We start from the raw sequence: 20,057 nt of genomic DNA on the forward strand, positions 1-20,057 counted from the left end.
CTGGCTGACGGCATTGAAATCCTGCATGGGCCTTGGACCTAGACAACGAATCTAGGTCCCAGGCTGGCCCAGGGCGAAAAAGGCGAGGATGATCTAAAGAATTCAGATCTCCTCAGGCTCGTCCATCATCTCGTCAGCGATCTGGCGATCAGTGAGCTCGTCGTAGAGCAGGTCAAGACCGATCAACACCCGCTCGCGATCGGAGAGATCACCGATGATCCGCCGCACCGGTGGCGGCAGAATTTTCGCCAGGGTGGGGGTTGCCAGAATTTTATCTTCCTCCGCCAGTTGAGGGTTCTTGAGAACGTCAATCACCTTGAGCGCGTACACTCCCTTGAACTCCTGCTCAAGAATCAGGCGCAAGGTCTTGAGTGCCCGCATCGAGTTTGGAGTGTTGCCGGCAACGTAGAGCTTGAGAATGTAGGTTTTCTGTGGACTCATGATTGCACCTGGGATGCGGTGATGGCCTTGACAGCCAATCCATCACTGGATCTGGCTTTGGATGGGGCGCTGGATGTGGGTGTCGCCGGAGCTACGGACGTGGAAGCAGAGGTGATGATGGCCTCGGGTGGAAGTGAGCGGCGGTACATTTCACAGAGATGGGCCATGACGTCCATCAGGGCGAGGCGATAATCCTTGAGAAAGTCTTGTTTGTGGCCTTCCAGCTGCAGTTTTTTCCAGAATTCGTCGATCATATCCACGTGGATTTCCACTGTTTTCGTGATCGGCAGATCACTGAAGAAAGCGGTATTCACAAAGCTTTCAAGGGCCTGATTAGCCGCTGCTGGATCACGAAAATAGCTGATCAGCAGATCCCGATAGGTTCGCTGCAGGGAGCGCAGCAACACCTTTCGCTCAGCCGCAGGAAGGTTGCGCAAAAAGCGGGATGAATCACGTTTGTAGAACACCCCCAAGTAGCCGAGCCGCTCGCGCAGGCGATGGGGCAGCCTCCAGTTGGATTGGTCACTCTCGCCAGCGTGAGACTCACTGTCTCCATGCTCGCCCCCCGACTCTGGGGAACTTCGGCGCCGCAGGCAACGGGAAATGGCGGCATCGAGGCTGTAGCTGAGCTGCTCCATCTGATCAGGAGGCAGATGCACTTCGTCCTGGAAGTACTCCATCGGTCCGCTGAGCTGGCCCAGCACCACCGCCGGCAGGATCCGGCCCTGGGCCCGCAGGCGCTGGAACGCTTCGATCGAGAGCACCCCGGGCTCCAGCAGAACCGCGTCGAACTGTTCCCAGCAGCGCTCCAGCTCGGAGGCGGGGTCCTGGCGCAGGCCCAGCTCCATCAACTCGTAGCGGCCCTGGGGCAACCAGGTGCTGCAGGCCAGGCGCAGCTGCTCATCGCGGATCAGCGAGGCCACCGTGAGCGCCGGCTGGGTCATGGGGAAAGGAGCAGTGGCATCGCCACAGCGACCTTAGTGTTGACGAGGCGGCAGGCAAAGAGAGATAGTCGTCTCTTGTCAACCCAATGGTTGTGCGAAAGGCCTGAACAGTGGGGCGTGGATGGTGGCGCAAGCCGGCTTCCCCTGCTCCGCTGGCCTGTCCACGCCCCCTGAGCCCATGAGTCAAGCCACCGAGAGCCCCGCTCCCGAAAGTCCAGTCACCGCCACGGAACGCACCCCAGCCGGCGCTGATCTCTACGCCATCGCCGAGGCCTCCGGCCAACAGTTCTGGTTCCAGCCGAACCGTTACTACGACCTCGACCGCATCCACGCCGAGGTGGATGAGACGGTGACCCTCGAGAACGTGCTGCTGGTGCGTGATGGCCAGGGCACCAACCTCGGTCACCCCTTCGTCAGCGGTGCCACCATTGAGCTCAAGGTGCTGGCCCATCGCCGCGGTCCCAAGATCCTGGTGTACAAGATGCGTCCGAAAAAGAAAACCCGTCGCAAGAACGGCCACCGCCAGGAGCTCACCCGGGTGATGGTTCAGTCGATCAGCGTCAACGGCAAGGCGATCGCCTGAGCGCCAGCCAGCGTTTCAGCCCCCCCTCTGAATTCCCACCACCACCCCACCCCCCCATGGCCCACAAGAAAGGCACAGGCTCCACACGCAACGGACGCGACTCCAATTCCAAGCGTCTTGGCGTCAAGCGCTACGGCGGTGAAACCGTCACGGCCGGCTCCATCCTCGTGCGCCAGCGCGGCACCTCGGTGATGCCTGGCGTCAACGTCGGTCGCGGCTCCGACGACACCCTCTTCGCCCTCGTGCCGGGTGTGGTGAGCTTCGAGTCGATCAAGCGCGGTCTGCGGGCCCGCAAGCGCATCCACGTGGCTGAAGCCGTCTGAGCACAAGCTCAGCGATGCTCCCAGGGGGTGGTGACCCTCCCCCTGGTCTGCTCAATCCATCCACTCAATCCATCAACCGGTACGCCCGGGTGGTGATCAGCAGCGGGTGGAAGACCTCCAGAAATCGGCTCTGCAGGGTGCGGAAGAAGCGCTCCACCAGGGCCGGGTCGTCGAAGTGGAAGGGATATTCCCCGGCAAAGCCCTGGAAGAAATACCAGTTGAGCAGCGCTGTGGCCCCATGGCCCATGCGGGCGGCGAACAGCTCCAGCTGGCCGGCCGGATCGCTGAGATGTTCCAGCACATCGAGGCAGACCACTGTGTCGAAATGCCTGGGCAGGACTGGGTCACTGAGGTCACGGCACACCGTCAGCCGATCACTGAGCCCGAAGCGGGCGGCCCGCTCCGCCACGAAGGCGCGGTTGTGGGGGTTGAGGTCCACGAACCAGACCCGCTCCACCGCCGGCATCGACGCCGCCGCCAGGGCATGGGTGCCGATGCCGCCACCGAAATCGAGCACGTTGCCGCGGGCGAAGCGAGCCTGCAGACGCAGGGTGTCGGCGATGTAGTCCGCACTGCCCAGGTGCCAGGCAGCCAGCTCCAGCAGGTGTCCGGTGCCCACCGTCTGCTCATAGAAGGCCTCCACGCGCTGGGGATCGAAGCCCACCGCACCGGGATGCAGTGAGGCCAGGTCCGCGCAGCTCAGGGGCAGGCGCTGCTCCAGCTGCTCGGCGCTGAGATCCAGATAGGAGGCCAGCTGCTGGCGCAGGTCAAAACCATCGCCGAGAAAGTTCTCCACCTCCAGGGTCGCCACTGGGCTGGGCTGGGCCACTGGGCAGGGCAGGGGGCTCACACCGTCAGGCAAACCGGTTCGTTACTGGGACTGATGTCAGGCTACGGCGGGCCCAGGTCCTCCAGTTCCACTCCGGCACCGGGCACCTCCAGCCAGCGGCGCAGCCAGGCCACCAGCAGATAGAAGGGCAGGGTGTCGAGCAGGGCCGCCACCAGCTTGAACAGGTAGCCGCTGGCAATGAAGCTCCCCAGCTGGGGCAGCACCGCCTGCTCGGCCCGCAGGGGCAGCACATGGGCGGCGTAGTGACTGATCAACACCACCGCCGTGGTGTCCACCAGCTGGCTGATCAAGGTGGAGCCGTTGTTGCGCAACCACAGGGCCCGGCCGCCGCTGAGACGCTTCCAGAAATGAAACAGCCGCACATCGATGAACTGGGCGGCCAGGTAGGCCACCATCGAAGCCCCCACCGCCCCGAAGGCCAGGGTTCGCAGTTCATAGAACAGCGGCAGCCGCTCCCCCGCCAACACCTGCGGCAGCCCGGCGCTGCCGCCATGGCCATCGAGGCCAGGCAGGACTCCCCCCAGCCAGAGGATCAGCACGATCCAGCCGTTGAGCAGCAACCCCACCCACACCAGCTGGCTGGCCTGGCGCTCCCCCCAGATTTCGCTGATCAGGTCGGTGCAGAGGAAGGTGATCGGGTAGGGCAGGGCCCCCACCGCCACCACCACCGGCCAGCCCGCGATCGAGCCGAGCGTGAGGAAGCGGGTGAGGCCGAGAATGTTGAGCATGCCCATCGTGCCCAGGAACAGGCCGGCCAGCACGAGAAAAGCCAGGTCACGGCGCTGCTGCAGGGTCACGGGCGACGGAGGGAAACGGGCGCTTGCCCCCAGCCTGCCGGCCTGGGCCCCGGATGCAACAGTGCCACCCATGACCACCTCCGGCAGCCTCCCCAGCGCCCCCCAGCCCCAGGCGCCCTGCGGGTTCCTGATTCTCGACAAGCCGGCCGGTCTCACCTCCCACGACTGTGTGGCGCGGGTGCGCCGCCGCTACAGGCTCAAGCGCGTGGGCCATGGCGGCACCCTCGATCCGGCCGTGACCGGTGTGCTGCCCCTGGCACTGGGGTCGGCCACCCGGCTGCTGCCCTACCTCGATGGGGCCAAGGCCTACCGGGGAGTGATCCAGCTGGGCCTTTCAACCGACAGCGACGACCTCTGCGGCAGCGTTCTGCAGCGACGACCGCTGCCGCCCCTCAGCCGGGAGCTGCTGGAGGCGGCCCTGGCCCCCTTCCGCGGTCCGATCCTGCAGCGACCGCCGCAGGTGTCGGCCGTGCACGTGCAGGGGGAGCGGGCCTACGCCAGGGCCCGCCGCGGCGAACACTCGGAGCTGCAGGAGCGGGCCGTCACAATCGAGCGGCTGGAGCTGCTGGGCTGGGACCCCAGCACGGGACAGCTGGAGCTGGAGCTGCGCTGCAGCGCCGGCACCTACGTCCGCTCTCTGGCCAGAGATCTGGGTGAGGCCCTGGGCTGCGGCGGGGCCCTGGCCGAGCTGCGCCGCACCGAAGCCCTGGGTTTCCCCCTCAGCGCCGCAGTGCGCTTCGAGGAGCTGGAAGCCGAGCCGCCGCCGTCGCCCCTGGCTCCTCTGCTGGCCCTGGGCCACTACCCCAGCATCAGCCTGGAGCCCGCCGATCTGGTGAGCTGGCGCTGCGGCCGGCGCCTGGCCGGCCCCGAGCACCTGGGGGAGGACCAGGTGGTGGTGGTGCTGGACCCGGATGGCAACCTGGCAGGGATGGCCAGGGCCACTCCAGACGGCTGGCTTCAGCCCCGGCTGGTGCTGGAGGCCACGGGCTGATCCCACCCTTCCTCGATGCATCCGTCATGGCCGGCCACAGCAAGTGGGCCCAGATCAAACGCCAGAAAGCCGTGGTCGATGCCCGGCGGGGGGTGGCCTTCACCCGCCTGGGGCGGGAGGTGACGGTGGCGGCCCGCAACGGCCCTGATCCCGCCGGCAACTTCCAGTTGCGCACCGCCATCGACAAGGCCAAGGCCGCCGGCATGCCCAGTGCCAACATCGAGCGGGCCATCGCCAAGGGCTCCGGCCAGGGCGGCGGCGAGGCCGATCAGTTCGAGGCGGTCCGCTACGAGGGCTATGGCCCCGGCGGGGTCGCGGTGCTGGTGGAGTGCTTCACCGACAACCGCAATCGCACCGTGGCCGACCTACGGCTGGCCTTCAGCAAGCAGGGGGGAAACCTGGGGGAGAGCGGCTGCGTCGGGTATCTCTTCGAGCAGCAGGGGGTCGTGCGGCTGGAGCCGCCGCTGCCCGGTGAAGAGGCCCTGCTGGAGAGTCTGCTGAGCCTGGAGGAGCAGGGTGGCCCGCCGGTGCTGGGCTACAGCCTGGAGGGGGAGAACGCCGAGGTGCACTGCGCCTACTCCCGGCTGGAGTCCCTGCAGCACCACCTGAAGCAGCAGGGCTGGCCCGTGCACGACTGGGAGTTGCGCTGGATGTCGTCCACCCCCTGCCGGCTGGAGTGCGAGGAACAGCTGCGCCGTTGCCTGCGCATGCTCGATGCCCTCGAGGAGCTCGATGACGTGCGCAGCCTCACCTCCAACCTGGAGGCGGACGCCGACCTGATGGATGCGGTGATGGGCTGAGCCTCAGCCCCCCAGGGCTGCGCGATCCACGAGCAGACGCAGGCCCGGATGGCCCTGCAGCCAGCTGGCCGGCAGTGAAGGCGCCGGCGGCTCGCTCAGCAGTCGCGCCAGGATGCCGGCCTTGGTGGTACCACTCACCACCAGCAGGATGCGCTCGGCCCCGAGGATCTGCTCCAGGCCCAGGGTGATGGCCCCGGCTGGCACCAGGCCTGGATCCTCGCCGAAGGCCGCCGCGTTCTGGCGGCGGGTGGCGGCGCTCAGGTGGAGGCTGCGGCTGGGGGCCTCGGCACCGCAGGGGGGCTCGTTGAAGCCCACATGGCCGTTGCTGCCCAGCCCCAGCAGTTGCAGGCCGATGCCTCCGGCTGCCGCCACGGCTCCGGCATAGCGGCGGGCCTCAGCGGCCGGATCCGCCGCCAGGCCATCGGGAAGCTGCAGCCGTTCGGGCTCCAGGTTCAGGGGAGTGACCAGACGGCAGGCCATCTCGGCGGCAAATGAGCCAGGATCCGCCGGCCCCAGCCCGACGTATTCGTCGAGGTTGAAGCTGCGCCAGCGCTGGCGCACGGCTTGGAGTTGATCGGGAGGCAGGGCCAGCAGCCGGGCCACCAGGGCGCCATAGACGGGCTCCATGGTGCGACCGGTGGCCAGACCCAGGGGACGCCTCAAGCCGTTGTTGAGCTCCTGATGCAGCAGTTCAGCCACCCGCCCGGAGAGGGCCGAAGGTTGCTCGAAGCACTCGAAACGACCCGCCAACCAGGCGGGAGGAACAGACAATGGCACCGGAGGCGGGCGTAGTGATCAGCTGACCCGCCACTGGAGCGACGGACCGATGCTCAGGAGCCTCGCCCAGCAGCCACTCCCGACGCCAGGGGGCCTGTTCCAGCGCGAAGCGGCTGAACCCGAACACCCCGGTAGTAGTGCTGAAGGATCTGCTCGAATCGACGGCCCTGCTGGGCCAGGGCGTAGGCCCCCCACTGGCTCATGCCCACCCCGTGGCCGAAGCCGCGGCCCACGGCGATGATCACCGGCGACGGCGGCACCAGGGGCCGGGGTGGCGGTGGTGCCAGCACCGAGCCCATGCCCACGGGCAGCTGGGTGCCGCCAGTAAGGGCCGCTCCCGTGAAGGTGAATGGAGCGGCCTCGAAGCGCACCAGGGTGCTGCGCAACCCCAGCCGACTGCGCAGCTGGGCACCCGTGATCACCAGGGCCCCGCTCGGACCGATCACCCGCGCCTGGCGCACCCGGCCGCTGCCGGTGGTGGAGAGCACGTCAATGCGGCTGACACCGCCGATCTCGCCAAAGGCTCCGGTCAGCATCTGGGGGGAGAGGGTCTTCTCCCAGCGGGCCACGGGGCTGGAGTCGTCGTAGTCGTGGACACTGACCAGATAGGGCAGCTGGCGCGACCAGAGGTCACCGCTGTTCTCGGTGTTGCCGCCACTGCTGCTGTGGAAGACGGCATTGATCAGGCTGTTGCCGTGCATCAGCACCAGGCCCTGGGTGCTGCGCACCGCCTCGCGGGTGGAGGCGGTCTCCGCCTCCAGGCCTTTGTAGGCCTGGCTGGTGACCGTGGAGTGCAGATCGAAGGGCGCTGAGGGTCTGCGGTGGCGCAGGGCATAGGTGCGTGCTGCCACCGCCTGGGCCCGCAGGGCCTCCAGGGGCCAGCTGGCGGGCATCTCACTGCCCACCACGCTGGGTAGATAGGTTTCCAGGGCAATGACGTTGATGGCCCGCAGCTTCGAGGCCTCAACCCTCACCTGCAGCCGGCCCCTGTAGCGGCGGCTCTCGATCTGAAGGCTGGCAAGGCCACCCGAAGCGGGCAGGGGCTCCAGCCACAGCTCACTGACGCTGAGGGTGCCGGAGTTGCCCTTGGTCACCGCCGAGGGCTGGGCCTGGATCCGGCCACCGACCTGACGCAGGGACAGGGTGGCGCCGGCAGGCATTCGCAGCAGCTCTCCACCCCTGGCGTCGCGCAGGCTCAGGCCGCTGCTGCCCGCCACCCGGATCGCCGGCAGGTCCAGCAGCAGCACCCGCAGCTGGGGATTGGTGGAACGGCTGGCCAGCAGGGGATCAAGTCCACCTGCGGCCGCCACATCCTCCGCCTCGCTCTGGGCCACGGCCGGGGCAGCCGCCAGCACCCCTGAGCTCAGCAGCAGCGCCTGGGGCAGCAGGGCCGCAGCCAGGAACAGGGCGCGGATCCGACCGGTCTTGGAAACAGCCATCAACGACAGCAGCCATGCAACGTGCGCGCCATTGTGACCAGCTCAGCGAAGCGATGCCAGAGCCCCCCTGGACAGAGCCTGACGTGGCAGCATGCGCCAAAGGATCAGCCGGAGTGCAAGTCACCTTCCTGGGCACCAGTTCAGGTGTGCCCACCCGTTCCCGCAATGTCTCAGCGGTGGCCCTGCGCCTGCCCCAGCGGGCCGAGCTCTGGCTGTTCGACTGCGGCGAGGGAACCCAGCACCAGTTCCTGCGCAGTGAACTGAGGGTGTCGCAGTTGCGCCGCATCTTCATCACCCACATGCATGGCGACCATGTCTTCGGGTTGCCGGGGCTGCTGGCCAGCCTCGGCCTGGCCGGGGCCTGCAGCGGCGTCGATCTCTACGGCCCCGATCCCCTGCGCGACTACCTCGAGGGCGTGCTGCGCACCTCCTCGACGCGGATCGGCTACCCCCTGCGCACCCACCGGGTGCACAGGGCCGCCCATGCCGGCACGGTGCTCCTCGACGACGACGACCTGCTGGTGCGCTGCACCCCGCTCACCCACCGCATCCCGGCCTACGCCTACCGGGTGGAGCAGAAACCCCGGGCGGGCCGCTTCGACATCGAGAAGGCTCGCGAGCTGGGCATCCCAGCGGGGCCGATCTACGCCGAGCTCAAGGCCGGTCGGGAGGTGTGCCTCGACGACGGCCGGATCATCCGCGGCGCAAGCCTCTGTGGCCCCGACCGCCCGGGCGCCAGCGTGGTCTATTGCACCGACACGGTGTTCAGTGAAGCGGCGGTGGAGCTGGCCCGTGGAGCCGATCTGCTCATCCACGAATCCACCTTCGCCCACAGCGAGTCGGAGATGGCCTTCCAGCGCCAGCACTCCACCAGCACCATGGCCGCTCAGACCGCGGCGCTGGCGGGGGTGAAGCAACTGGTGCTCACCCACCTCAGTCCGCGCTACGTGGCCGGCAACACCGTCACCCCCGACGACCTGGTGAACGAGGCCCGGGCGATCTTCCCGAACACCCTCGTGGCCAAGGACTTTCTCAGCCTCGAGGTGAGCAGCGCCGGCGCCGAGCAGGCCACCTGAGCGGCCACCGGACAACGGTGATCGCTGCAACAGTTCTTGATTCCCGGCCGGGCGGCCCTTCGCCCGTGATACAAGGTCTCAGGTGCGGTGCCTACCGCCTTTTCGCCGGCTCCCTACATGGCCTCTTTCCTTCCCACTGCCCTTCGGGCGGTTACGCGGAACCTTCGGGCGGTTGCCCGGACCCTGCTGGTTCTGCCTTTGGCGCTTCTGCTCAGTCTTGGCTTCGGCGTGACAGCGGCCCAGGCCGCCCAATGGGACACCGCCACCCTCACGGTGCCCGGTGACCCCGACGGCAACCTGGTGACCTTCACTGAAGCGGAGATCAAGGGCGGTCGCAAGCTCTTCAACGACAGCTGCGGCACCTGCCACGCCGGCGGCATCACCAAGACCAACTTCAACGTGGGCCTCGACCCCGAGACCCTGGCCCTGGCCACCCCCTCGCGCGACTCGGTCGATGCCCTGGTGGATTTCATCAAGGACCCCACGTCCTATGACGGGGAGTACAGCATCTCCGACGTGCACCCGAGCATGCGCAGCAGCGATGTGTTCGTGAAAATGCGCGACCTCGACGACGACGACCTGCGGGTGATCGCCGGCTACATCCTGGTGGCTCCGAAGGTGAGCGGTGCCCAGTGGGGCGGCGGCAAGATCTACTTCTGAATCCGGTTCTGAATCCGGCTGACTGAAGCCGGTTCCCCAACCCCATGCCGTGGTCCTCTGGAGCACGGCTTTTTGCTGGGCCAGACCCAGCGCACGGCTCAGCCCAGCGCTGAGGGATCAGATGGGCTCACGTTGGCGGCCTCCATCGACCCCGGCTGCTTGCTGTACCACCACTCCTGCAGGGCCGGAGAGAGGCGCTGGGGAAAGAGCGTGAGCACGGTGCAACTGGGCCTGGCGCCGGGCTGGAGCAGTTCCACGGCGTAGGAGGGGCAACGCCTGGAGGCCAGGTCGGCCACGAAGCGCCGGCCGATGCGACGCCAGCTGGGCTCCTTGCTGCGCCAGGCCAGGCGACAGCAGGGCCAGGGCAGCTCATCGCGATCAAACAGGCGACAGCAGGGACCCAGCACCCGGAAGCTGTACTGACCGCCCGGGCTGCAGTGCTCGCTGCCGGGCTCCATCAGGGTATCCACCAACGCGGGCATGAAAAAGCCACCCCGAAGGGTGGCAGAGATGGGATCTGGATTCAAGCCAAAACTGGCCTGGGGCTCAATAGAGCTCTTCTTCGGCGTGGGTCTTGATAGAGCAGTCGGAGGTGGGGTAAGCCACGCAGGTCAGCACGAAACCAGCTTCGATCTGGTCGTCGTCGAGGAAGCTCTGGTCCGACTGGTCGACGGTGCCGGTGGTGAGCTTGCCGGCGCAGGTGGAGCAGGCGCCAGCGCGGCAGGAGTAAGGCAGGTCGATACCCTGCTCCTCGGCGGCATCGAGGATGTACTGATCGTCGGGAACCTCGATGGTCTTGTTGAGTCCCTCGCTCTCGTTGATGAGGGTGACCTTGTAGGAAGCCATGGAAAGGATTGGGGCTCACAGACTCCTGAGTGTTCAGGGCCTGTAGGACAGCACCGTCCTACATCGGACCGGGGCGCTGCCGGCGATCCTGGCGGCGCAGCCCCGGAAGCCCAATCAAAGGGTGAGCACGCATAAGCGTGATTTATGCGACATCGCCAGGGATCACAGCCCGGCACCACTGAATCTGCAGCAGCCCCCAGACGCCCTGGGAGGCCACCAGCTCGGCGCTCCAGCCCTCCACGGCGAGCAACCGGGAGAGGTCGCCGGCCTGGTCCACCAGCAGGCCGCTGAGCAGCCCCAGGCCGCCTGGAGCCAGCAGGGTGCGGAACTGCCCGGCCAGCTCGGCGATCACCGGCGCCAGGATGTTGCAGAGCAGCAGGTCGGCCGGACCGGCCTCCCCCAGCAGGCCCGCCAGCTCCTGGGCCGATCCCTCCACCACCTGCAACGGTCCGCCGAGCCGCACGGGACAGCCGTTGAGCTCAGCGTTGCTGGCCGTGGCCCTCACCGCCAGGGGGTCGGTGTCGGCCGCGGCCACGCAGCGGGCCCCCAGGCGCAGGGCACCGAGGCCGAGGATGCCGCTGCCGCAGCCCAGATCGGCCACCCGCTGATCAATCGGCGCCAGCCGCTCCATCGCTTCAAGGCAGAGGCGGGTGGTGGGATGGCTGCCGGTGCCAAAGGCGCTGCCGGGATCGATGCGGATCAGCTCACGGCCGGCGTGCTCCGCCGGCGGCTCCAGCCAGGCGGGCAGGATCAGCAGGCGCTCGCCCACCGGGTCGGGCTGCCAGTGGCGCTTCCAGCTGAGGCTCCAGTCCTCCTCGTCCTGCAACGCCCAGCTCAGGGGCGGCAGGGCGATGGAGAAGGGTTCCGTGAGGCGCTCCAGCTCCTCGGCCAGCCGCTGCCGCTCCGGCGGCGGCCAGTCGACCTCCGGCAGCCAGGCCACCAGTCGGTGGTCCCTGGGCTGATCGGGACTGAACTGGATCGCCACCCGGCGGATGCCGAGGGAGGGCAGCTTCCAGAGCAGCGATTCCTCCAGCTCGGGAGGAGCCTCCATCTCCAGACGCCACCAGCGGGGAGCCGGGGACATGGCAGCAGAGATCAGAGCGTGACCGGATGGGCTTCCTGAATCCCGTTGATCTCATGGATCGAGATCAGCAGGCTGGGGGGGATCGGATCATCGAGGCTGAGCACCATCACCGCATCGCCACGGACGATGCGACGGCCCACCTGCATCGAGGCGATGTTGACGTTGTGCTCACCCAGCAGAGAGCCGATGTTGCCGATGATTCCGGGCATGTCGCGGTGCCGGGTGATCAGCATGTGACGGTTGGGCATCACGTTGACCGGGAATTCATCGATGGTGGTGATGCGCAGATCACCGTCGGCAAACACAGCCCCCGTGACGCTGTGGCTGCCATGGCCACCCCGGCAGGTGAGCTGCAGGGAGCCGCCGGCGAAGTCGCGGCTGGCGTCGTCCTTGACCTCCAGCACGTGGATGCCGCGGCTGCGGGCCTCGATGCCGGCATTGACGTAGTTGATGCGATCGCCGAGGGCGCTGGAGAGCAGGCCCTTGAGGGCCGCCACCACCAGCGGCTGGGAGGGATGGTGGGCGAATTCGCCCTGGAGCCGCACCTCCAGATCCTGGATCGAGCCCCCTGCCAGCTGACTGAGCAGCAGCCCAAGGGTTTCGGCCAGCTGCAGGTGCGGCTTGAGCCGCTCCATCACCTCCGGGGTCAGCCCGGGGATGTTCACGGCGCTGCGGGCGGGCAGCCCCAGCAGCACGTCGCGGATCTGCTCGGCCACATCCACCGACACGTTCTCCTGGGCTTCCTCGGTGGAGGCCCCCAGGTGGGGGGTGAGGATCAGTCGGTCATCCACCCGGCGCAGGGGGGAGTCGGCCTCCAGCGGCTCGTTGCCATAGACATCGAGGGCGGCGCCGGCGATGACGCCGCTGCTGACGGCCTCGGCCAGGGCCTTCTCATCGACGATGCCGCCGCGGGCACAGTTCACCAGGCGCGACGTGGGCTTCATCGTCGCCAGCAGCTCCGCGTTCACCAGGTTCTCGGTGTCAGGGGTGCGGGGCAGGTGCAGGCTGATGAAATCCGCTTCGGCGAAGAGCGGTCCGATCGCCATCAGACGCACCTGCAGCAGCTGGGCGCGCTCGGCGGAGATGTAGGGGTCGTAGGCCAGCACCTCCATGCCCATGGCCTTGGCGACCCGGGCCACGTGGGAGCCGATCTTGCCCAGACCCACCACGCCGAGCTTTTTCTTGTAGAGCTCGTTGCCGACGTATTTCTTGCGCTCCCAGCCGCCGGCCATGGTGCTGACGTGGGCCTGAGGCACGTGGCGGGAGAGGGCCAGCATCATCGCCAGCGCATGCTCGGCGGCGGCGATCGTGTTGCCCTCCGGGGAGTTCACCACCAGCACGCCCCGCTGGGTGGCCGCTTCCACATCGACATTGTCGACGCCGACGCCAGCTCGACCGATGATCTTCAAGCGGGTGGCAGCCTCGATGATGGCGGCGGTCACCTGGGTGCCGGAGCGGATCATCAGGGCGTCGTAGTCGCCGATGATCTGCTGCAACTGCTCCGGGGTCAGCCCTGTTCGCACATCCACCTGCGCCACCTGGGAGAGGATGTCGATCCCCGTCTGGTCGATGGGATCGGAAACCAGAACCTTTGTCATGACCCGGGGCACAGAGAGAGGGGGTCTGGAGAACTCCAGACACTGCCGGGGGTGAAGTGTAGTGAGCGGTGGCCACGGCTCCCCCCCGCCAACGCCGAGAATCAGCTCTTTGTGGCGCTCGGTCTTGGGACTGTCGGTAGTGGTGGTGATGAAAGACCGTCGCAAGCTGCGGCGGTTGCGCGATCAGCTCGCTGAGCTCAAGCCGGCGCCACGGGTCTTGCTGCCGCTGGGGGAAGGCGAAAACAGCATCGATTCCGTCGAGATGCTCAACCCGGCCCTGGCCCGCCAGCGGCGGCAGCGCAGCATGGTGCGCTGGCTGATGCCCTTCGGTTTCTTCGCCGGGCTGATGTTCACCTTCATCACCGACCTTCACACCTTTTCCTTCGCCGGCACCTACGGCGAGCCTGTGATCGGAGGCCTCCTGGGCATGGGCTCCGGCTGGATGGGCAGCTACGCCGCCGCCGCCAGCGTCCGCTCCGAGGCCGACGACCGCATCCGCAGCCTGCGTAATCGGCTGGAGGAGGGCAGCTGGCTGCTGCTGCTCGAGAGCAGCCAGGGGCAGGAGATTCCCTGGCTGTTGATTCAGCAGGCCGGTCCCCAGGCGGTGGTGCGCCTGGGCGAAGGATGAGCCGCACACCCCCCGGCGCCGAGCTGCTGCGCGGCAGTCACGATCCCTCCGCCCTTGAGCCCCTGATCGCCCTGGCCGAACAGGCCCTGCGCGACTGGCAGCCCCACTGGTCGGGATTTCTCTCCGCGGTGGCCCGGGAAGAGGCGATGGAGCGTCTGGGCAGCCTCAGCGAGCTGCAGCTGGAGGCCGAGGGCGGCAGGCCCCAGGCCGAACGCTGCCGGCTGCTGCTCCAGCGCCGCGATCTGGCCGAGGCTTCACCGTCCCCAGCGGCACCCCTGGCGGGGCTGGAGGTCAGCGGCAACTTTCTCTTTGATCCGGCCGAGCCCGGCGATGTGCGCAGCGCCCTGCTGGCCGCCGGCGCCCACGACGGAGAGCTGGGAGATCTCTGGCTGCGGGGCGACCGGGGCGCCCAGGTGATCGTGGCCCCCGAACTGGCCAGCCGTCTGGGGGGCAGCACGGCCCTGGTCCGCAGCGTGGAGGTGGAGCTGGAGGCCAGGGACCTGGATCAGCTGCAGCCGCCCACCAGGCCCCAGCCCCGCCAGCTGGCCACGGTGGAGGCATCCCTGCGCCTGGATGCGGTGGCCTCGGCGGGGTTCGGCATCTCCCGCAGCCGCATGGCCGAACTGGTGCGCAGCGGCGCCACCCGCGTGAACTGGCAGCCGGTGACCACCCCCAGCCGTGACCTCAGAACCGGGGACCGCATCCAGCTGGAGAACCGCGGCGAGCTGACGGTGATCTCGATCCAGTCCACCAAGCGCCAGCGCTGGAGGCTGGAACTTCAACGCCACTGAGAGGCGGCAGGGCCGACTGCTAAGTTGCCTTCTCCGATCCTGGCGGCACCGAAAAGGAGCCAACCTCGCAGGATCGTATCGACGGAACTTCCAGGTTCCGAACCCGGGCGATTAGCTCAGAGGTAGAGCACTACCTTGACACGGTAGGAGTCACTGGTTCGATTCCAGTATCGCCCACTGAATCCTCTGCCCCAGGAGTTCAGAATGTCCAGCTCGTCACACCCCTTGGCGGTGGTGATCGGTCTGGGGCGTTCCGGCAGCGGCGCAGCCCGCCTTCTGCAGGCCAGCGGCCAGCGGGTGCTGGTGCTGGAGAGCCGCAGCAACCCTGAGCTGGAGCAGCAGGCCACCGCCCTGCGCGCCGCGGGGGTGGAGGTGCAGCTGGGGCGATCCCTGAACGGCGAGTGCTTCACCCAGCTCCAGCCAGGCCGTGACCGGGTGGTGGTGAGCCCAGGCATCCGCTGGGATCATCCAGTGCTACAGGCCCTGAGGGATCGGGGCGTGGGGGTCTGCGGCGAGATGTCGGTGGCCTGGGAGGCCAGTGGCGCCATCCCCTGGATCGGCATCACCGGCACCAACGGCAAGACCACCGTCACCCATCTGCTCAGTCACCTGCTCAACCACGCCGGGCTCGATGCACCGATGGTGGGCAACGTCGGGATCTCAGCGACCGAGCTGCTGCTGGAGCGCCAAGGGCCCGCGGCCACCCCGCCCGACTGGCTGGTGGTGGAACTGAGCAGCTATCAGATCGAAGCGTCGGCGGAACTGGCGCCACGCCTGGGCCTCTGGACCACCCTCACACCCGACCACCTGGAGCGGCACGGAACACTGGAGGCCTACCGGGCGATCAAACGCAGCCTGCTGGAGAACTGCGGCGAGCAACTGCTCAATGGCGACGATGCCGATCTGCGCGCCCATGCCGGCAGCTGGGAGCGGGCCAGCTGGGTCACCGCCGGCCGCCGCGATCAGCTGGGTGCCGGCCTTCAGCCCAGTCTCTGGATCGACGACGGAAGAGTGACGGAACCCTCAGGCCCCCTGTTCCCGGCCACCGCCCTGGCCCTGCCCGGGGCCCACAACCGTCAGAACCTGGTGCTGGCCACCGCCGCCGCCCTCAGGCTGGGGCTGGAGCCAGCTGTGATCGAGGCCGCCCTGCGCAGCTTCCCCGGGGTGCCCCATCGCCTTGAGCCGATCCGCCTGCTGGATGGCGTGCGCTGGTTCAACGACAGCAAGGCCACCAACTACGACGCCGCCGAGGTGGGCCTCACGGCCGTGGAGGGGCCTGTGGTGGTGCTGGCGGGGGGTGAGATCAAGCAGGGCGATCCAGGGGCCTGGCTTGGGGCCCTCAAGCGGCAGGCGGCCGCTGTGGTGCTGTTCGGCGCGGCGCGGCAGGCCTTCGCCGACCTGCTGAACGGCAGCGGCTATGGGGGCGCTGTGCAGCTGGTGGAGGGCCAGGCCGAGGCCGTGCCCCTGGCCCGGCAGCTGGCCCACCGCCACGGCTGCCCCACCGTCCTGCTCTCACCGGCCTGCGCCAGCTTTGACCAATACAAAGATTTTGAGGCCCGCGGAGATCATTTTCGCGCCCTGGTGTCGGCCCTCTGAGCAGCCTTGGAGCCCTTGGCGCTCTCCGCCTCCGTTCAGAGAAGCTCGGGAGTGATCTCCTCCAGCGACGGCAGCGGCGCTCCGATTTCCCAGGCGGCCAGATACTGCTGGATGAAGATCGCCGCCAGGGGAACGGTCACCAGCAGCGGCACCAGGCAGAACAGGGCCGAAATCAGAATCAAAGGTATGATGATTAACTGATAACCAATAAGTCCTATTGCGCTAGGCCCAGAAGATAAATCATTGAAGCAAGCCCAGAAGGCGGGCCAAAGCGGCTCCTCGCTGGTGAACACCCTCCGCACATAGATGGGGGTGAGCGCCATTACGATCAAGCCTGGAAACACACAGAGCAGGATGCCAATTGAAGCGGCGACTGAAACCAGCAGCCCGGCCAGCACGTAACGGCGGGGGTTGGCGCGCAGCAGGGCCAGGCTCTCCCGGTAGTTCAGGTGATGACCCGTGGCGAACCAGAGGGCAGGCAGGGCCGAGAGCAATACTCCGATCAGTCCGGCCAACACCTGATACAAAATCGAGAAGGGAAGATTCAGCGCCGAAGAAACCAGCTGGGTGACGCCCTCGGGCAGATCAGCCGAAACACCACCGGTCACCGCCACCGCGATCACGGTGATGAGCAGACCGATCGCCGCTGAAACCACCGCCAGCCCCAGCACCGTGAGCTGCAGGGCCAGATACGTGCGCCAGTGGGTCGCAAACAGGTTCCAGGCCGATTGCAGGGTGGGCTTCGGTGCTGCTGATGGGCCCATCACTATCCTCTCGGCAGGTTGCTCCTGATGTGGTCTAGGCCAGAGAGGGCCATGGGGTCCGCTCTGGCCTAGGCAACCGACACAAAGCGCTCGATACAATCAAGTGTCCCTGACCCAGTGGCCCAGCAGGGCCGCCCAAGGCGAGATGGCTTACTGGTTGATGAAAAGTGAGCCGGATGTGTTTGGCATCAGCCATCTCGAGCGCGAGGGCAGCACCCTCTGGGATGGCATCCGCAATTACCAGGCGCGCAATTTCATGCGCAGCATGGCCATTGGTGATCAGGCCTTTTTTTATCACTCGAACACCAAGCCCCCCGGCATCATCGGCCTGATGGAGGTGATCGAAACGGGCTTGGTCGATCCCAGCCAATTTGATCCGGCATCGAACTACTTCGATGCGGCCTCCAGCCCCGAAGCTCCCCGCTGGGACTGCGTCCGCCTGGCTTACCGGCGCACCTACGACCAGCTGCTCAGCCTCGACGCGCTGCGCAGCAGCTTCGATGAGCAGGAGCTGCCGGTGGTGCGGCGGGGCAATCGCCTCTCGATCCTGCCGGTCCCCGAGGCCACAGCCCTGCAGCTGCTGGAACTGCTGGATCCCGGCCAATGAACCCGGAGCCCCGAGCACCCGGGGCCCGGCTGGCGGAGGGCACCCGCGAGGTTCTGGCTGCGATCCCTGCGGTGAGGGGCTGGTTGAGGCAGGGACGCAGGGCCTACCGCCGCGCGCCCTGGCTGTTCAGTGGCTTCACGCTGCTGGGTGGCAGCGCCCAGCTGCTGGGCCAGTCGGTTCAGAACGGTGCCAGTGATGCCCTGGCGCTGGGTGAGGATCCGGTGGCCGTTTCGATGGGCCTGGTGCTGACGGGCTTGCTGCTCAGTGTGGGCAGCCTGCTCTGGCTGAATGTTGGCTTGCTGCGGGGTGCCTGGATTGCCCTGGACGGCCGGAAACCTCGCCTGGACGAGCTGATGCGCTGGCAGACCGCGGCCATGGGCCGGCTGCTGGCGGTGGCCCTGCTGCTGCTGCTGCTGAACCTGCTGGTCCTGGCCACGGCCGGGCTGGCGGCCGGGCTGGTGAGCCTGATTCATCCGCTGCTGGCTCTGGTGCCGCTGCTGATCGGCGCCAGCCTGCTGCTGGCCCTGTTCGTGTCACAGATCTTTCAGCTGCCGCTGGCCGTGGCCGCCGGCCTCACGCCCGTGACCTGCTTCCGCCATGGACGAACCCTGATGGCCTCCCATGGCTGGCCGCTACTGGCCCTGAGCCTCAGCCTGGCCCTGATCGTGCTGCTGCCCCTGGGGCTGGCCCTGCTGATCGCCTGGCCCCTGGCTGCGGGGCTGCTGGTGGCCTGGCCCCTGGCCCTCTGCAGCCTGACGGCGGCCTACCAGGAGATCGTTGGCGCCGAAGACCGAACCGGGCTGACGGGCGCCGTCTGATCGGTCTGCTGCTCGCTCGCCCGCTGGAACATGTTGGCCACATAGCAGCGGGTGACCGCCCGGCTCTGGACCCCGTTCTGCACCAGAAAGCCCGCCAGCGCCGCCTGGATCAGGCGGTATTGGTCCCAGTGGGGGTGCGCATCGATGAACTGGGCCATGGAGCTGAGCAGGGCCTCGGGCACATCGGCACGGAAACTCACCACACCGGCATCCGGCTCAGCCTGGGCGGACTGGCTGGCCGCTGCGACGGAAACGGTCATGACCGGGACGATGTCCATGGACGGCTGGAGCGGGTGATCTCCTCCACTTCCCCACAGCGGCGGGGCCGCGTCAAATCGGTGGCCCAGGCGAAGGGCCGCTGTTTCCAACCCTGAGACTGGCTGCAGCGCAGGAGCGCGACCGGCCCATGGCATTGGCGGGCCAGGACGTTGAAGCCAAACAAGCGGCCTGTCAAGGGGAAAGCCCTGCTGGGCCGAGTTCTCCCCAGGCCCGTGGCGCTGGCGGCATCGCGACGCCTGAACCTGTGGAAAACCTGTGCAAAAACCAGCTGTGACCGAGCCGTCAACGGGGAGGAGCCGGTCAATCAGCAGTGCTGATCAACCGCCAATCCCGCGGCCTGTCTCACAGGGGCAGGGGCTCCAGGGCCCGCGCCAGCCCAAGGCCGGCGCCCGGCGCCCAGGCCCCCTCCCAGCCCCTCAGTCCGGGGGCGGGCAGGAGAATGCAACGCAACCCCCAGAGATCCGGGTCGCCATCAAGGCCCAGCCACCAGCCCCCACGCTCCAGTTCGAGGCTGATCAATTCCTCTTCCATCAGCTGATCGGCGATGGCCTCCAGCTGCTCCAGCAGGCTGAGCAGGCCAGTGCGCAGTGCGGAAGCCTCAGCGGCGGTGAGCTCCACCGCCCAGTCAGCTCCGCCGATCAGCAGGGGGAAGGGAGCCTTGGAGGGATCCCAGACCAGCCTCCAACCCTCGGTTTCGGCGCTGTACCCGCTGGGGGTCAAGGATCAGCCGGGCAGCAGGTCGGGCTGGTCCTGCTCATCGCTGAGTTCCACAATCGCCCGCTGCACGGGCTTCACCATCGCATCTTCGAGCAGGCCATCGAAATCATCGAAACGGCGCTGCTTGGCACGGAAGGCGATGCGCACCGTGGTGAGGTAACGGTTGCTCGACTGACCAATCAGACTTTCAGCCCGCTGGGCCAATTCCTTGGGATGAACAGTCGGACCGGTGTACATCAAATCAAACCCATTTCCAGCAGCTTAGTTCAGCCTCCGCTCGGGCCTGGGCCCAGGCTCCATCGACCAGGCTGCGTCCTATCAGGCGCCTGCGCCACCGCCCCTCACCCATGGCCGTGACCGTGACCGGCACCCTGGCGATCGACCTGGGCAGCAGCACCACGGTGCTGGCCTTTCAACCCAGCGCGGGCGGCGCACCAGAGCTGCTCGCCATTCCGCCCTTCAGCAGCGACGATCCCTGTGTGGTCCCCAGCCTGATCTGGCTGGCGAGCCCCCAGAGCGACCAGCCCCTGATCGGCCGCCAGGTGCTTGATGCCGGACTGGCCGCCAGCGGCGGCCACGGCCTCTGCCGCGACTTCAAGCGCAGGATCGGCGCCCTCGCTGGCGAGTCAGGTCCGGGGGGCGGCCGCC

General features: G+C 67.5%; 25 protein-coding genes, 1 tRNA gene and 1 pseudogene. 13 read left to right on the plus strand and 14 right to left on the minus strand.

What is annotated here, in order from left to right; all coding sequences use genetic code 11:
- Positions 1–102: 102 nt before the first annotated feature.
- Together kaiB and KQ304_RS03885 are read right to left on the minus strand one after the other, a co-directional pair.
- Positions 103–441 carry a circadian clock protein KaiB gene (gene kaiB / locus KQ304_RS03880; RefSeq protein WP_259735801.1) on the minus strand — a complete coding sequence of 113 codons (339 nt, stop codon included), beginning with the start codon at positions 439–441 and terminating at the stop codon, positions 103–105.
- The gene (locus tag KQ304_RS03885; RefSeq protein ID WP_259735802.1) at positions 438–1,385 is read right to left on the minus strand and encodes a circadian clock protein KaiA; all 948 of its coding nucleotides are present in this window, start codon (positions 1,383–1,385) and stop codon (positions 438–440) included. Before KQ304_RS03885 ends, kaiB begins: the two co-directional genes overlap by 4 nt.
- 178 nt (positions 1,386–1,563) lie before the next feature.
- Here KQ304_RS03885 and rplU point away from each other — a divergent pair, with 178 nt between their 5' ends.
- Both rplU and rpmA read left to right on the plus strand, forming a co-directional pair.
- Entirely contained in the window at positions 1,564–1,968 is a 405-nt protein-coding gene (rplU, locus tag KQ304_RS03890) for a 50S ribosomal protein L21 (protein ID WP_259735803.1), read from the plus strand.
- Positions 1,969–2,024: 56 nt separating this feature from the next.
- Positions 2,025–2,291, plus strand: a complete 267-nt coding sequence (rpmA, locus tag KQ304_RS03895) for a 50S ribosomal protein L27 (RefSeq protein ID WP_259735804.1) — start codon at positions 2,025–2,027, stop codon at positions 2,289–2,291.
- 64 nt (positions 2,292–2,355) lie between these two features.
- On the opposite strand, the gene KQ304_RS03900 is transcribed toward rpmA, so the two are convergent.
- Both KQ304_RS03900 and KQ304_RS03905 read right to left on the minus strand, forming a co-directional pair.
- On the minus strand, positions 2,356–3,132 hold the full coding sequence (locus KQ304_RS03900; protein ID WP_399228349.1) for a class I SAM-dependent methyltransferase: 777 nt from the start codon (positions 3,130–3,132) through the stop codon (positions 2,356–2,358).
- A 50-nt stretch (positions 3,133–3,182) separates the two neighbouring features.
- Complete coding sequence (locus KQ304_RS03905) at positions 3,183–3,938, minus strand: queuosine precursor transporter (RefSeq protein ID WP_259735806.1); 756 nt, start codon at positions 3,936–3,938, stop codon at positions 3,183–3,185.
- A gap of 70 nt (positions 3,939–4,008) precedes the next feature.
- Here KQ304_RS03905 and truB point away from each other — a divergent pair, with 70 nt between their 5' ends.
- Entirely contained in the window at positions 4,009–4,929 is a 921-nt protein-coding gene (gene truB, locus KQ304_RS03910) for a tRNA pseudouridine(55) synthase TruB (protein WP_259735807.1), read from the plus strand.
- Positions 4,930–4,955: 26 nt separating this feature from the next.
- A complete protein-coding gene (locus KQ304_RS03915) occupies positions 4,956–5,729 on the plus strand; it encodes a YebC/PmpR family DNA-binding transcriptional regulator (protein ID WP_259735808.1) in 774 nt (257 codons plus the stop codon).
- A gap of 3 nt (positions 5,730–5,732) precedes the next feature.
- On the opposite strand, the gene KQ304_RS03920 is transcribed toward KQ304_RS03915, so the two are convergent.
- Both KQ304_RS03920 and KQ304_RS03925 read right to left on the minus strand, forming a co-directional pair.
- Positions 5,733–6,500 carry a glucosamine-6-phosphate deaminase gene (locus KQ304_RS03920; protein ID WP_259735809.1) on the minus strand — a complete coding sequence of 256 codons (768 nt, stop codon included), beginning with the start codon at positions 6,498–6,500 and terminating at the stop codon, positions 5,733–5,735.
- 59 nt (positions 6,501–6,559) lie between these two features.
- The gene (locus tag KQ304_RS03925) at positions 6,560–7,945 is read right to left on the minus strand and encodes a SpoIID/LytB domain-containing protein (RefSeq protein WP_259735810.1); all 1,386 of its coding nucleotides are present in this window, start codon (positions 7,943–7,945) and stop codon (positions 6,560–6,562) included.
- A gap of 113 nt (positions 7,946–8,058) precedes the next feature.
- Between KQ304_RS03925 and KQ304_RS03930 the strand changes: the two genes are divergently transcribed.
- Together KQ304_RS03930 and psbV are read left to right on the plus strand one after the other, a co-directional pair.
- Positions 8,059–9,021, plus strand: a complete 963-nt coding sequence (locus KQ304_RS03930) for a ribonuclease Z (RefSeq protein ID WP_259735811.1) — start codon at positions 8,059–8,061, stop codon at positions 9,019–9,021.
- Positions 9,022–9,138: 117 nt separating this feature from the next.
- Positions 9,139–9,681: a photosystem II cytochrome c-550 gene (psbV, locus tag KQ304_RS03935; protein WP_259735812.1), complete on the plus strand. Its 543-nt coding sequence runs from the start codon at positions 9,139–9,141 to the stop codon at positions 9,679–9,681.
- A 98-nt stretch (positions 9,682–9,779) separates the two neighbouring features.
- Here the strand turns inward: psbV and KQ304_RS03940 are convergent, their stop codons facing one another.
- From KQ304_RS03940 to serA, 4 genes are all read right to left on the minus strand, one after another.
- Positions 9,780–10,163 carry a hypothetical protein gene (locus tag KQ304_RS03940; RefSeq protein ID WP_259735813.1) on the minus strand — a complete coding sequence of 128 codons (384 nt, stop codon included), beginning with the start codon at positions 10,161–10,163 and terminating at the stop codon, positions 9,780–9,782.
- Positions 10,164–10,227: 64 nt separating this feature from the next.
- Entirely contained in the window at positions 10,228–10,527 is a 300-nt protein-coding gene (locus KQ304_RS03945) for a ferredoxin (protein ID WP_259735814.1), read from the minus strand.
- A 142-nt stretch (positions 10,528–10,669) separates the two neighbouring features.
- Positions 10,670–11,611, minus strand: coding sequence for a 50S ribosomal protein L11 methyltransferase (gene prmA, locus KQ304_RS03950; protein ID WP_259735815.1), 942 nt, complete (start codon positions 11,609–11,611; stop codon positions 10,670–10,672).
- 11 nt (positions 11,612–11,622) lie between these two features.
- A complete protein-coding gene (gene serA, locus KQ304_RS03955) occupies positions 11,623–13,209 on the minus strand; it encodes a phosphoglycerate dehydrogenase (RefSeq protein WP_259735816.1) in 1,587 nt (528 codons plus the stop codon).
- Between the two features lie 124 nt (positions 13,210–13,333).
- Between serA and KQ304_RS03960 the strand changes: the two genes are divergently transcribed.
- From KQ304_RS03960 to murD, 4 genes are all read left to right on the plus strand, one after another.
- Entirely contained in the window at positions 13,334–13,837 is a 504-nt protein-coding gene (locus tag KQ304_RS03960) for a hypothetical protein (RefSeq protein ID WP_259735817.1), read from the plus strand.
- Entirely contained in the window at positions 13,834–14,628 is a 795-nt protein-coding gene (locus tag KQ304_RS03965; RefSeq protein ID WP_259735818.1) for a photosystem II S4 domain protein, read from the plus strand. Before KQ304_RS03960 ends, KQ304_RS03965 begins: the two co-directional genes overlap by 4 nt.
- Positions 14,629–14,733: 105 nt before the next feature.
- Positions 14,734–14,805: transfer RNA gene (locus KQ304_RS03970), tRNA-Val, on the plus strand.
- A 27-nt stretch (positions 14,806–14,832) separates the two neighbouring features.
- The gene (gene murD, locus KQ304_RS03975) at positions 14,833–16,224 is read left to right on the plus strand and encodes a UDP-N-acetylmuramoyl-L-alanine--D-glutamate ligase (protein WP_259735819.1); all 1,392 of its coding nucleotides are present in this window, start codon (positions 14,833–14,835) and stop codon (positions 16,222–16,224) included.
- A gap of 35 nt (positions 16,225–16,259) precedes the next feature.
- Here murD and KQ304_RS03980 read toward each other — a convergent pair whose 3' ends face one another.
- On the minus strand, positions 16,260–16,988 hold the full coding sequence (locus tag KQ304_RS03980; RefSeq protein ID WP_259735820.1) for a hypothetical protein: 729 nt from the start codon (positions 16,986–16,988) through the stop codon (positions 16,260–16,262).
- A gap of 145 nt (positions 16,989–17,133) precedes the next feature.
- Here KQ304_RS03980 and KQ304_RS03985 point away from each other — a divergent pair, with 145 nt between their 5' ends.
- Both KQ304_RS03985 and KQ304_RS03990 read left to right on the plus strand, forming a co-directional pair.
- Positions 17,134–17,595: an EVE domain-containing protein gene (locus tag KQ304_RS03985; RefSeq protein ID WP_259735821.1), complete on the plus strand. Its 462-nt coding sequence runs from the start codon at positions 17,134–17,136 to the stop codon at positions 17,593–17,595.
- A complete protein-coding gene (locus KQ304_RS03990) occupies positions 17,592–18,413 on the plus strand; it encodes a hypothetical protein (protein WP_259735822.1) in 822 nt (273 codons plus the stop codon). The genes KQ304_RS03985 and KQ304_RS03990 overlap by 4 nt, the downstream gene beginning before the upstream one ends.
- Here KQ304_RS03990 and KQ304_RS03995 read toward each other — a convergent pair.
- The 3 genes from KQ304_RS03995 to KQ304_RS04005 form a co-directional block, all read right to left on the minus strand.
- Positions 18,359–18,673 (minus strand): DUF2811 domain-containing protein, encoded by a 315-nt coding sequence (locus KQ304_RS03995; RefSeq protein WP_259735823.1) that lies wholly within the window; start codon positions 18,671–18,673, stop codon positions 18,359–18,361. The two genes, KQ304_RS03990 and KQ304_RS03995, sit on opposite strands and share 55 nt — an antisense overlap.
- A gap of 361 nt (positions 18,674–19,034) precedes the next feature.
- Positions 19,035–19,412 (minus strand): DUF1818 family protein, encoded by a 378-nt coding sequence (locus tag KQ304_RS04000; RefSeq protein ID WP_259735824.1) that lies wholly within the window; start codon positions 19,410–19,412, stop codon positions 19,035–19,037.
- Between the two features lie 3 nt (positions 19,413–19,415).
- Positions 19,416–19,646 (minus strand): DNA-directed RNA polymerase subunit omega, encoded by a 231-nt coding sequence (locus KQ304_RS04005; RefSeq protein ID WP_259735825.1) that lies wholly within the window; start codon positions 19,644–19,646, stop codon positions 19,416–19,418.
- Positions 19,647–19,756: 110 nt separating this feature from the next.
- On the opposite strand from KQ304_RS04005, the pseudogene KQ304_RS04010 reads away from it, so the two are divergent.
- Positions 19,757–20,057, plus strand: a pseudogene (locus tag KQ304_RS04010) (Hsp70 family protein); the annotation flags it as partial.

It is taken from the genome of Synechococcus sp. CS-1329 (assembly GCF_025128055.1).
Lineage (GTDB): Bacteria > Cyanobacteriota > Cyanobacteriia > PCC-6307 > Cyanobiaceae > Regnicoccus_A.